General features: G+C 66.5%; 11 protein-coding genes. All 11 read right to left on the minus strand.

The features are described 5' to 3' along the window. Positions 1-21: 21 nt before the first annotated feature. Positions 22-420, minus strand: a complete 399-nt coding sequence (locus KJ554_02670; GenBank protein MBU0741241.1) for a hypothetical protein — start codon at positions 418-420, stop codon at positions 22-24. After that, positions 417-650, minus strand: coding sequence for an AtpZ/AtpI family protein (locus KJ554_02675; GenBank protein ID MBU0741242.1), 234 nt, complete (start codon positions 648-650; stop codon positions 417-419). The genes KJ554_02670 and KJ554_02675 overlap by 4 nt, the downstream gene beginning before the upstream one ends. 161 nt (positions 651-811) lie before the next feature. Beyond that, positions 812-1,246 (minus strand): polymer-forming cytoskeletal protein, encoded by a 435-nt coding sequence (locus KJ554_02680; GenBank protein MBU0741243.1) that lies wholly within the window; start codon positions 1,244-1,246, stop codon positions 812-814. Positions 1,247-1,364: 118 nt separating this feature from the next. Further along, entirely contained in the window at positions 1,365-2,162 is a 798-nt protein-coding gene (locus tag KJ554_02685) for a M23 family metallopeptidase (protein MBU0741244.1), read from the minus strand. Between the two features lie 12 nt (positions 2,163-2,174). Next, complete coding sequence (locus tag KJ554_02690) at positions 2,175-3,584, minus strand: PAS domain S-box protein (GenBank protein ID MBU0741245.1); 1,410 nt, start codon at positions 3,582-3,584, stop codon at positions 2,175-2,177. A 44-nt stretch (positions 3,585-3,628) separates the two neighbouring features. Further along, on the minus strand, positions 3,629-4,600 hold the full coding sequence (locus KJ554_02695) for a ParB/RepB/Spo0J family partition protein (protein ID MBU0741246.1): 972 nt from the start codon (positions 4,598-4,600) through the stop codon (positions 3,629-3,631). Between the two features lie 11 nt (positions 4,601-4,611). Next, positions 4,612-5,391 (minus strand): AAA family ATPase, encoded by a 780-nt coding sequence (locus tag KJ554_02700; protein MBU0741247.1) that lies wholly within the window; start codon positions 5,389-5,391, stop codon positions 4,612-4,614. Between the two features lie 199 nt (positions 5,392-5,590). After that, positions 5,591-6,265, minus strand: a complete 675-nt coding sequence (locus KJ554_02705) for a class I SAM-dependent methyltransferase (protein ID MBU0741248.1) — start codon at positions 6,263-6,265, stop codon at positions 5,591-5,593. 49 nt (positions 6,266-6,314) lie between these two features. Continuing rightward, complete coding sequence (gene mnmG, locus KJ554_02710; protein ID MBU0741249.1) at positions 6,315-8,216, minus strand: tRNA uridine-5-carboxymethylaminomethyl(34) synthesis enzyme MnmG; 1,902 nt, start codon at positions 8,214-8,216, stop codon at positions 6,315-6,317. A 20-nt stretch (positions 8,217-8,236) separates the two neighbouring features. Next, a complete protein-coding gene (gene mnmE, locus KJ554_02715) occupies positions 8,237-9,613 on the minus strand; it encodes a tRNA uridine-5-carboxymethylaminomethyl(34) synthesis GTPase MnmE (GenBank protein ID MBU0741250.1) in 1,377 nt (458 codons plus the stop codon). Between the two features lie 77 nt (positions 9,614-9,690). Continuing rightward, on the minus strand, positions 9,691-10,420 hold a 730-nt coding region (locus tag KJ554_02720), incomplete at its 5' end, for a KH domain-containing protein (GenBank protein MBU0741251.1).

Raw genomic sequence — 10,420 nt, forward strand, 5'->3', positions numbered from 1 at the left:
AGGACGATCAGGGGCGAGAATCTAGTCATGGTCTCCCCGTTCCGAGAGCCTCTCCGCCGAGAGACCCGGTCGGATCGCCAGCACGGTTATCACCAGTACGATCAGAATCAACGAGAAGCCGTAGAGGCAACTCATCGCCGGCGCGATCCCGCTCAACAGGATCCACAGCGCCAGGGCATAGAGCGCCAGCTTTCCCGCCACGAGCAGGGCGATGGCGCCGCGGTTGCGGCCGACCGCCGGCGGCACCAGGGCCCGGCGGATCAACGCCTCCACGAGCCAGAAGCCGATCACGGCCCAGGCGGCCGAACCCAGGAATCCGAGCGCGAAGCGCGCGTCCGTGAGGCGGCCCAGGACCAGCGAGATGACGGTCGCGGCCGCGAGGGTCCACAGCCGCGCCTTCCTCAGGACCGTCGAATTCACTTGCGGCCCCCCTGCAGCTTCAGCAGCAGCCAGACCTGCCTGAAGGCCGCGAGAAGACCGAGCATCACGCCGCCGGTCTCGAAGGCAGTGGCGTGCCCCCAGCGGCCCGCCGCCCAGTGCCCCAGCAGGTAGCCCAGCACCGGACCGACCACGAGCATGGTGGGGATGGTGGTGTAGATCCCCACATCCCGCATGCGGCGGCCGCGGTCCTTGTTCCCGGGCCTGTTCATCTCAGGGCGCTCCAGTCGAACGAAGCCTGGCGGATCGGAAAAATGCGCCGGTCTTCGACACGATCCGAAAACCGGCACAAATAAGTGAATCGTGCCCTTGAAAGTCAAATAAATAACAGGGCGTTTTCGGGCACTGGCGGCCTATTGGAGACCGTTTGCGTTTATTTTCCCGCGCCCGCCCCGGGCTGCCCCACGGGCTGCGCGGCGGGGGCGGCCGCGGGCCCCTTCGCGGGTGTCGTGCGGGGCCCGCCCATGCTGCAGTTGCCCTCGAAGAAGACGCCCTCGTCTATGACCAGGCGCTTGGTCTTGATGTCGCCCTCGACGTGCGATCCGCTCTGCAGTTCGATCTTGTTCTCGGCGACGATGTTGCCGAAGAGCTGGCCGCCGATGATGGCGTTCTTGACCTTCACCGTGGCGTTGACCGTGCCGGTCTTGCCGATGATCAGATTCTCTGGCGTCGCGATGTCGCCCTTGAAATCGCCTTCGATGCGGAAGGTGCCCGAGGCTTCGACCTTGCCGTCGAACTTGCAGCCCTGGGCCAGGATCGATGTCTGTCGGTTGTCGGTGTCTTGGTTTTCGGGATCCTTGCCGAACATTCTCGTACCTCCTTATAGATCGCCGCCGCGGGCGTGCCCGGGGCGTGCGATGCGGGTTCCCCGGTCTCCTTAATCCGGTCTCGCGACGGATCCGTCGCCCGTCACTCCTGACATACTATCATTCCCCGGGACTTCCCGGTATCACGTTCCGCGGATCGACAGCCTCGCCGTCACGCCAGATCTCGAAGTGCAGATGGGGCGCCGAGGAGCGTCCCGTGCCGCCCAGCGCGGCGATGACCTGGCCCGGCTCTACGCGGTCGCCCGCCTGCGCGATCAGGCGGCTGCAGTGCCCGTAGATGGTTACGTAACCGAAACCGTGACGGATTTCAACAAAGTTTCCCAGATCGTCATCCCAGCCCGCGCTCTGCACGATGCCCCGGCCCGCGGCGCGCACCTCCGTGTCGACGGGCGCGACCAGATCGATGCCGTAATGGGGCGTCAAGCCGTCGACCAGGTCGCCGGCTTCGAATTCCCGCGTCACGTGGCCCTCGACGGGCCACACGTCGGGCGGCGGCGTCATGATCACGCCCGCCACCTCGCCGAGCCTGGCCCGCATCGGATCGCCCGCGTCCGCCGCGGTGTCCTCCGCCGCATCGTCGAGCAGCTGGTTCACGCCGAGCATGGTGAGCACGCGCTCCTGCATGTCTCGCATCTGGTCGAGCTCGCGGTTGAGTTCCTGGACCCGGACGAGCTGGGCGTTGGCCGCCACCAGCCGCCCCTGCAGCTCCGGCACCTGGCGGGCCTGCTGCAACAGGGTCGAGTAGGACAGGATCACGACCAGGAACAGGAGCGTTACGAGAACCAGCAGCAGCGTCATGGCCACCAGCAACCGCCGGCTGATGCTGAATTCGTTGGTGCTCTGGTCGTCGCTGGGAACCACGATGATCCGGGTGTGCGGCGGAAAACGCAGCAGCAATATTCACTCCTTTCATCCGGCGCGGTCGTCCTCCCGCGCGGGAGCGTCTTCTTCGCTCTCGATCAGGGATGCGCTTACGCGCTCGGCGCCGGGCCTGTGGCCGGGAAACGCCATGTGGAAGCGGGCGCCTTCGCTCTGCGCGAGTTCGATGCGGCCGCCGTGTTCGTGGATGATCCGGGCGACGATGGACAGGCCGAGACCCGTGCCCTTGCCGTACGCCTTGGTGGTGAAGAAGGGCAGGAAGATCTCGTCCCGATACTCAGGCGGCACGCCCTCGCCGTCGTCGGCGAAGACCATCTCCACCTCGCCGGGATCGCCCCGTTCGATCCGGATGGCGATCTCGCCGCCGGCGGGCATGGCGTCGAGCGAGTTGGCGATGAGGTTGAAGACGACCTGCTCGAGCTCGTTGCGGTTCCCGGTGATCGTACCGGGATCGCGGTCGTCGATGGTCACCTCCACGTTCTGCAGCCTGATCGGCTTCTCCATGAGGAAGACCGTGTCGCGGACGACCTCGGCCAGGTCCAGGCGCCCGCGCTCGCCGCCCGAGGGCCGCGCGAAGTTCAGTAGGCCCTTGATGATCGACCGGCATTGCTCGGTCTGCCTGATGATGCGCTGTACGTCTTCCACGTCATCTTCCGAGGCGACGGATTCTTCCAGCATCTGCGCCGAGAGCAGGATTGAGCCGAGCGGTGTGTTGAGCTGATGCGCGATGCCGGCCGCGAACTGGCCGATGCCGGCCAGCTTCTCGGTCTCGCTCATGCGCGCCTCCAGCCTCTTCTCGGAGGTGATGTCGCGGGCGATCACGACGAAGGCCTGCGCGCCTTCCCCGCCGCGATCGCCGGGACCAGCCGCGATATGCGACACGGTCATCGCCAGCTGTCCGAGTTCCTGCCGGCCCCGTCGCCGCAGCGGAAACTCGAAGTGGATGCTGCGGCTCAGGCGCACGGAATCGCCCATGGCCTTCTCGATCTCCACCCCGTAACAGATGTGGATGTCGCGGAACGGCTTGCCCAGAACGTTGCGGCGCGGCGCGGCGAAGAGCGATTCGGCCGCCTTGTTCCACTCGAGCACGCGGCCCGCGCCGTCGAGCAGGAAGATGGCCTCGCCGGCGTGGTTGATGATGTCGCGGTACTTGCGTTCCGAGCGGCGCAACCGCAGCTCGTCGAACTGGCGGCGGCGGAAGATGGCCCAGAAACCCCAGCCGACGGCCACGAAGAGGAACATGGAGACGATGGACCAGATCTGGGAAAAGAGGCTTATTCCGCCCGACTGGGACGAGGAGAAGAGCGGTCGACCCGCACGCAGATGCGCCACGAGCTGGGCGGATCCGAGCGCCACGGCCACCAGCAGCGCGCCCGTCGCGATGGCCAGCAGGACCAGCAAGGGATCGAAACGGCTCAACGCCGGCGTGTGTTTCTTCAACTTGTTGTCTTGCAGCTAATTACCTCTGTCGGTGCGGTCGTGGCTCAGGACAGGTCGGTCTCGACGCCCATCAGGGACAGGATGCGCAACAGATCATCGTTCGTATAGAAGCGCACCGACAGATGACCGCGTCCGTCCTTGTCGCGTTCGATCTGCGCGGGAGCTCCGTAATGGGCCTCCACCCTCTCGCGCAGGACGCGCACCTCGCGGGTCTCGTCGACCGCGGCACGCTTGCCGCGTTTATTCTGCGGTCGGGTCCCGCCCGTCAACAGGCCGCGCACGCGCTTCTCGCATTCGCGCACCGACAGCCCCCGGTTGCGGCAGAGGCGGGCCAGCCGGAGCCTGGCCTCCGAGTCGGTCACGCCCAGCAGGACCTTGGCGTGACCCCGCGAGATACGGTCGTCCTGGATCATTTCCTGGATCTCGACCTCGAGCGAGAGCAGGCGCAGCGTATTGGCCACGCCGCTGCGGCCCTTGCCGAGCATGATCGCCAGCTCCTCCTGCGTGGCTCCGTAATCGTCGAGAAGCCGCTTGAACGCGGACGCCTCCTCGATGGGATTGAGATCCTCGCGCTGGATGTTTTCGAGCAGAGCGATCTTGAGCGCCTCGGTTTCCTCGTACGAGCAGATCAAGGCTGGTATCGAAGCGACACCGGCGAGCCGTGCGGCGCGCAGTCGTCGCTCGCCGGCGACCAGGCAGTAGTCGAGCGGCTCGCTCCCCGAGACGTCGCCGTCCGGATCCAGGCGGTCGTCCAGGCTCACCGGTCGCGTCTCGTCGTCGCGCAGATGTCTCACGAGGATCGGCTGCAAAACGCCGACCTGGCGGATGGAGTCGGCGAGTTCATGTAACGTATTGTCTTTAAAGATTTTACGCGGCTGGGTGGGGTTGAGTCCGATGGTCCCGAGGGGGATCATGCGCGCCTCGCGGTCGCCCAGGCCGCCGCTGGATTCGGACGTCGCCCCGGAAATGAGCGCCGACAGCCCGCGCCCCAGCACACGGTCTTGTCTCGGATTCATGATTCGCCTCCTCAGGCTCGCGCCTCGGCCATCCCCTTGTTCCTGGCGATGACCTCGCCGGCAAGTTCCATGTAGCTTTGTGAGCCTTGGCAATCCACGTCGTAGAGCAGGATCGGCTTGCCGAACGACGGGGCTTCGCTCAACCGAACGTTCCGGGGAATCTTGGTTTCGAACACCGTGTCGCCGAAGTAGCCGATCGCCTCGTCGGCTACCTGGTTGGACAGCTTGAGGCGCCGGTCGAACATGGTCAGCAGGACGCCCTCGATCCGGAGCGATCTGTTCAGGCTCTTCTGTACGATCTGAACCGTGCTCAAAAGCTGGCTCAGGCCCTCCAGGGCGTAATACTCGCACTGGATGGGAATGAGCACCGAGTCGGCGGCGGTCAAGGCATTGAGCGTCAACAACCCCAGGCTGGGCGGCGTGTCGATGATCAGGAAGTCGTAGGTTTCGTGCGCGTCCTGAAGGGCGCTCGACATGAACCTCTCGCGCGACACCTGGGCCACCAGCTCGATCTCGGCGCCGGCGAGACGACGATCGCTGGGCACGATATCGAGATAGGGTATGGAAGTCGCATAGACGCACGCCTCCAGGTCCGCATTGCCGAGCAGGAGCTCATAGCTCGTCAACTTGAAATCCGTCAGGCCACAACCGCTCGTGGCGTTGTCCTGTGGATCCAGGTCGAGCAACAAGGTGTTTCTCTCGGCCGCCGCCAGGCAGGCACAAAGGTTGACGGCGGTGGTGGTCTTGCCCACGCCGCCCTTCTGATTGGAAATGGAGATGATTTTGCCCATGCCGCCCCCGTCCATCCGTGCTTTCTTCTCGATGTGGAGGATCGAGGGGGGGAAGATAACCGGTAAATCAGCCGCATGTCCAGCCGATTTCTTCTGTTGTACACAATGTTGTTGAATTTTCTGTGGAAAACCGGGCCGCCGGATGATGCTGTTCCACGTGGAACAGCCCGGGGTCGTGTTCCACGTGGAACAGGGGGGCCTAAAGGTGGGGGTAGAGAGAGACCAGGAGACTCCAGGGGCGCGAATCGCCACCGACCGGAAACAGGCATGCCCTTGGTGTCCCGGGACATCCGCCCGAACCCGCGGCGGGCAGGCGAAGTCGGCCGCGAAGATCATCATCCAGACCACGCGACCGGCCATGAAGCCTGCAAATGACGAGTGAATCGTCGGCCGCCCGGACATCCCGCCTGTAGCGACGCCAGCCGGCGATAACTTCCTCATCCGTAAGGCGCAGGGCCTTCATGGTGACCACGCCCGTCATGGATGCGGGCAAGTCGTCGCCACACAGGGCCGTCCTGGGGCCCCACTGATCCTCCCCGACGCGGATATCGCGCAGGCCCATGACCTCGATCGCTCGCTCGAGAAACCAGGCGCGCTTGTGTCTCGGTTCGACCAGGATCGAACCCACATGTTCCCGGCCACCGAATCCCAGCTCGCCCGACAGCAGGTGCCAGACGAGCCCAGGGATGCCCGCACCGGAGCCGAGGTCGGCATAATGATAAGCGGCCGCCGGGCCCGGAAAAGATGATTCGGCGGCAGGAAGAACCGATTCCATCAGGGCCTCATAGGAAGACACGCTCTCCGCAACCAGATTATCGAGCCTGTCGAGCGTAGCTACCCGGGAGACCAGGCTGAAGCCGGCATTCCAGCGCATCACCTCATCCTTGTACCGCCGCAGGACGGCGTCGATCCTCTCGGAGTGTTCAACCATCATCATTCTTCTTTAATCTCATCACCATCACGCTCAGAACCGCCAGGTCGGATTGACGCACACCGTCAATTCTGCTCGCCTGTCCCAGGGTCGAGGGCCGCATGCCGGCGAGCTTTTCGCGCGCTTCGTTGCTCAGGGCCGTCAGAGAAAAATAATCCAGTTCGGGCGGCAACTGCAGGTGGTCGAGATGTTTCCTGTTGCGTAACATCTTGTCCTGCCGGGAGATATATCCTGCATAGCGGATATCGAGGGCTGCCTGCGTCTCCGCTTCCCGCAGGTCGGCGGGGGAGAGCAGGATCTCGTAACCTGCCGACGCATGCAGGGCGTCGAGATCGGCCCGCATGAATGAATCGGCGCTCATAAGAGATTGGATGTTGTTTTCGGGTCGTTTCATCAATTCCGCCGCGGCGATTCGCCGGCCAGTCAACCCATCGGTCGCCCGGGCCGTCTTCAAGAAGGACAACGTCCGCCGCGCGGCCTCGCCGCGCGCGCCCAGGTGCGCGAGATCCCCAGTCTCCAGCAAACCGATCTCCCGGGCCAGGGGCAGCATGCGTTCGGCCACGTTATCGCATCTGAGGTAGAGGCGGCTCTCCGCGCGCGAGGTGAACATGCGGTAAGGCTCGGTGATCTCCTTTGTCACCAGGTCGTCCAGCAGGACGCCCATGTAGGACCGTTCCCGCGGGAATGCGACAGGCGCCTTGCCCGTGAGGCTGCGCACGGCGTTGATGCCGGCCGCGAGTCCCTGGGCGGCCGCCTCCTCGTAGCCCGAGGTGCCGAGGATCTGGCCGGCCAGGTAGAGTCCCGCCACCGGCTTGGCCTCGAGGGACGCGTTCACCTGCCAGGACGGGACGCTGTCGTATTCCACCGCGTAGCCGCTACGGGTCAAAACCGCCTCTTCGAGCCCGACGATGCTGTGGACCATGTCCTCCTGGACATCCCGCGGCAGGCTCGTGGAGAGCCCGTTCACGTACACTTCCTCGTTGTCGCGTCCCTCGGGTTCCAGGAAAACGAAATGACGCGTCTTGTCCGCGAACCGGACGATCTTGTCTTCGATCGAGGGACAGTAGCGCGGCCCGGTGCCCTCGATGATGCCGCCGTAGAGCGGCGACCGCGCGAGGTTGTTCCTGATGATCTCGTGGGTGCGGGCGTTGGTGTGCGTGACGTGGCAATCGACCTGGTCCGGAGCGAAATCCACGGTTCGGAACGAGAACGGTGCGGGGTCGTCGTCGCCCCGTTGACGCTCGACGCGTTCGAAGTCGATGGTGTCGCGGTGCAGGCGGGGCGGCGTGCCTGTCTTCAGGCGCACCAGCTCCAGGCCGGCCGCGGTGAGCGCGGCGCCGAGACCGAGCGAAGCGGCGGCCCCCTCGCGTCCCCCCTGGACGCGCGTGTCCCCCACGTGCATCAATCCTCCCAGGAAGGTGCCGGTGCAGAGCACGACGCGATCGGCGCAAAGTTCGCGGGCGCTCCCCAGCATGACGCCGCGCACGCGCCGTCCTCCCGCGCCATCATCCCTGAGCAGGCCCGACACGTCGGCCTCTATCACCTCGAGGCCTTTCCGGTTGGACACGATGTCGCACATCAGCGACTGGTAGACGAGCTTGTCCGCCTGTGCCCGCGGCGCCTGGACCGCCGGCCCCTTGCGCCGGTTCAGGATGCGGAAATGGATGCCGGCCCGGTCGATGGCGCGGCCCATCTCGCCGCCGAGCGCATCGATCTCCTTGACCAGGTGCCCCTTGCCGAGGCCGCCGATGGCGGGGTTGCACGGCATGCGCCCGATCTCGAGGCGATCGTGGGTGACCAGCGCCGTGCGCGCACCGAGACGAGCCGACGCGAGGGCGGCCTCGATCCCCGCGTGTCCGCCGCCGACGACGATGATGTCAAACCTGTTTGTCATTGTATCGTGTTGTGTCGCAACTATTTACCTACGCAGAACCTGTTGAAGACCTCGCCCAGGAGCTTTTCCGTGAACACCCGGCCGGTGATCTCGCCGAGCTCGCAGAGGGAGATGTGCAACAGCGAGCAGATGACCTCCTGCGCCGCTCCCGCCCCGACGACCCCGCGCAACTCTTCGAGATGTCCGCGAAAGTCTTTCAGGCGGTGGACGTGCCGCAGGTTGAGCACGACGCCGAGTGACGCCGCCGCTTCGAGCTGCGCGGCGTTCGCCGCGTCGTGCATGGCGTCCTTCAGCGTCTCCACACCCCGGCCGTCGCGGGCGGAGGTGACGATGACCGACGGTGCGACGCGCCGCAGGCCGGCCTCCGGCACGAGGTCCGCCTTGGCGCCCACGACGAGGACCGGCACCGCATGATCCGGGTCCGGCCTGCTTCCGCGCTTCCCGGCCACGAGATCCACGACCTGCAACACCAGGTCCGCCGAGCGGGCCGCGCCGCGTGCGCGTTCCACGCCCATGGTCTCGACGCGCCCCCCGTCTTCGCGCAGACCCGCCGTGTCGTGCAGGTTGAACGTGCCGCCGCGGTGACGGAGCCGCGCTGCGACGACATCCCGCGTGGTGCCCGGCTCATGATCCACCAGGGCCCGCGGCTCTCCCAGCAGGGCGTTGAACAGGGAGCTCTTGCCGGCGTTGGGTTCGCCGACGATCACCACCTGAACGCCCTCGCGCAGCTGGCGCCCCGCCCGGGCGTGCGAGAGCAGGCGGTCCACGCCGTCCAGGGCGTCGGCGAGCGCTCCCGCGATCCGCTCGCCCGTCACCTCCAGCTCGTCTTCCTCGCCGAACTCCAGGCCGCCCTCCAGCTCGGCGAGCAGCCCCAGCAGGGGTTTCTCCAGTGATTCCATGCGGCGCCTGAAGCCGCCGCGGAGCTGGCGCAGGGCGCCCTTGGCGGCGAGTCGACTCTCCGCGGCGATCAGGTCGGCCACGGCCTCGGCCTGGTCGAGGCTCAGGCGTCCGTTGAGAAAGGCGCGTCGCGTGAACTCGCCGGGGCCGGCCGGCCGCGCGCCGAGCTCGAGGCAGGCTTCGGTCACCAGACGCGCGGGCAACCGGCCGCCATGGCAGTAGAATTCCACGGTGTCTTCGCCGGTATACGAATTGGGCGCCATCATCGGCAGCACCAGCGTCTCGTCGAGCTCGTCGCGGCTGCGTGGGCAGCGCGGCACGCCGAGGAACGCCCGGTGCGAGCGCAGGTCGGCGCGGTCGCGTCCGTCCGACAGCAGGGCGGACGCGAATTCCAGGGCGCGCGGCCCGCTCAGGCGCACCACGGCCAGGCCGCCCTCCCCCTCCGGGGTCGCCACGGCCGCGATCGTGTCCGCGGTCGCGTGGTAGAACGCGTCACTCAACGGGGTCGCCCTCCCTCGCAAGACGGGGCGGCACACCGCGCCGCCCCGTCATCCGATGCCGGCGGTCCGTGCGTCGCCTACCGCTCTTCCGCCGTGTCGTCCGCCTCCGCTTGCGCATCCGGCGAACGATCTATCAGAACATCGTCGTCCTGCTCCCGGTCGTCTCCCGGGGCTTTGCCATCCTGCTTCTCGTCGCGCGTGACCACCACGTGGCGGTCGGGCCCGAAGCCGGCGGTGTATGTCGTCGCGTCGGCGATCTTCTCGATCGCGAGGTGTACGATGCGGCGTTCGCGCGCGCACAGCGGCGGCGTGTGCACATCCTTGCCCGACTCGAGCATCTGGCGCACGGCGTCCTGGGCGTTCGCCTCCAGTTGGCCCTCGCGGCGAAGCCGATAGTTGTTGATGTCCAGGTTCATGCGGGTGTGATCCCCGACCGCCTGGTTGGCCATGCGCTCGACGAGATGTTCGACCGCGTCGATGGTGCTGCCGCGTCGGCCGATCAGCACGGCCGCGCTGTCGGAGTCGACGGTGATCCTCACCTGGTTGTACTCGCCCTCGATGACGTTGCAGCGGCTGGGAAAGCCGGCGCGCCTCATCAGCTCCTCGGCGATGCCGCGCTGGACCCCGGCTGCGTCGTCGGGCGAGAGTCCGCGGGTCGGCGCGATCAGCTCCGCCGCGGCCAGCGACTCGCCTACGGGCCGCGCCGCGCCCCTGTCGCTGTGCTCGGGCGCCGGCGGGACGGCCTGTTTCCCCGTGTCCGCCTCGACGCGAACGGCCTCCCTTTCGACGCGGGACGGCCCGGGGACC

The organism is bacterium, from assembly GCA_018814885.1.
Classification (GTDB): domain Bacteria; phylum Krumholzibacteriota; class Krumholzibacteriia; order LZORAL124-64-63; family LZORAL124-64-63; genus JAHIYU01.